The organism is Pseudomonas sp. P5_A12 (assembly GCF_056400685.1).
In genome coordinates this window covers 1-1,437 of sequence record NZ_JBFUKU010000562.1, presented here as the reverse complement: position 1 = coordinate 1,437, position 1,437 = coordinate 1, and the positions used below count along the sequence as shown (strand labels likewise).

Below are 1,437 nucleotides of genomic sequence, written 5' to 3'. Positions count from 1 at the left end.
ACCTGGTGTTGATGGACTGCGAAATGCCAATCCTCGATGGTTTCTCTGCCACCCAGCAGCTACGCGCCTGGGAAGTCGGCAACCAGCGAACCCGCACACCGGTGGTGGCATTGACCGCGCACATCCTCGCCGAGCACAAAGAGCGCGCGCGTCAGGCCGGCATGGACGGGCACATGGCCAAGCCGGTGGAGCTGTCGCAGTTGCGTGACCTGATCGAGCATTGGGTTGCCCAGCGTGATCAGCAAAGTCGTACAGCGTCGACATTCTGAGCAACCCTTTGCAGCCAGTTCGTCAGAGCTCCAGATTGATCAGGTATTTCAAGGACTGGGATATCACCGACGTCTTCACCTTGTCCCGAAACTGGGCATAGTGAAGTGTGTTGAAAGTAATCACAGCCATCTGTTCGATGCTGCTGCGCACAAGCGTTTGATCTTCGACAAACAGGAATCGAGAGACATTTCGACGAATTTGAAACTGTCGGTGATAAATCCCCATATCAATTTTGTTAGGGCCGTTCATCACGCAAGGAATCATCTGGAAGTAACCGCCATCTGAGCCAAGGCTCGTCGAGTCGAAGACCTTGTGCGCCAATGCGTTGTGCTCCATCTGTGCCAAAGCCCGACTCATAGGCTGGGCGAATGCCTCACCCAGACGTGTTGAGATACTTCGTATTGCCTGCCTGCCCATCAGACCGTCCTGTAGGGGCAACAATGTTTCAGGTTCAGGAACATCCCATCCGAGAAACTTCAGTTGATTGCGGTAGTAGTCAAACCAGTCACCCGACAATCCATCGTTAAACGCAGCACGGGTAGCGTATTGTGCAAATGCCGTGCTCATGTAAATGTCTTCCCGGTGGGACGCAGGCAAATCACTGGCAAACGCCACGACGCTGCCGCCAACAACCGCAGCTGGTGGAGCAATCAATTGCGTCATGATTCAATCTCCTCGGGAACCTGCACACCCGAAGAGTCGTCGGTCAGGGTCAACATCGCAACATGGCCTTTGCGCTTTTCCCTGACCTTCAAGGCGATAGCGTCACGCGCGGGACCGTAGAGGGTTTCGGCCAGACAGACCCTGGCGTAACGCATGCTGACAGTGCCTTGTACATCTTCGGCCCTAAAGAGCTGTGCCAAAGGGTTGGGGCTTATCTCTTGACGGGTTTTAAACTCCAGGTACACGCTTGTGACCGAAGTCGGAGTTCGCGCCAGAATCACCAGCAAACGCATAATCCTGGCGGGTACAGGTACTTCAGTCGATTCATCTGCGGACGTTTTTTGCATAGAACTGCGCAGCAAGCTCATTGCAGGTTCAGTGCCCGACACACTCGCCACCCGTGCCAATGTTGCGCCAACCGCTCGCCCTTCGTCTGGAGCACCTTTGGCCATCGCAGCCACAACCCACTCGACCACCGACTCGCCGCAGTGTTCGGTGATAAGC

3 protein-coding genes are annotated in these 1,437 nt (G+C 55.2%); 1 reads left to right on the top strand and 2 read right to left on the bottom strand.

From position 1 onward, the window contains the following. A partial coding sequence (locus AC1DSG_RS31125) for a response regulator (RefSeq protein ID WP_477794288.1) occupies positions 1–269 on the top strand: 269 nt, incomplete at its 5' end. 22 nt (positions 270–291) lie between these two features. Here the strand turns inward: AC1DSG_RS31125 and AC1DSG_RS31120 are convergent. Both AC1DSG_RS31120 and AC1DSG_RS31115 read right to left on the bottom strand, forming a co-directional pair. Then, positions 292–933, bottom strand: coding sequence for a hypothetical protein (locus AC1DSG_RS31120; protein WP_477794287.1), 642 nt, complete (start codon positions 931–933; stop codon positions 292–294). Then, positions 930–1,437 (bottom strand): hypothetical protein (locus AC1DSG_RS31115; protein ID WP_477794286.1); only part of this gene is annotated, 508 nt, incomplete at its 5' end. The genes AC1DSG_RS31120 and AC1DSG_RS31115, both read right to left, overlap by 4 nt.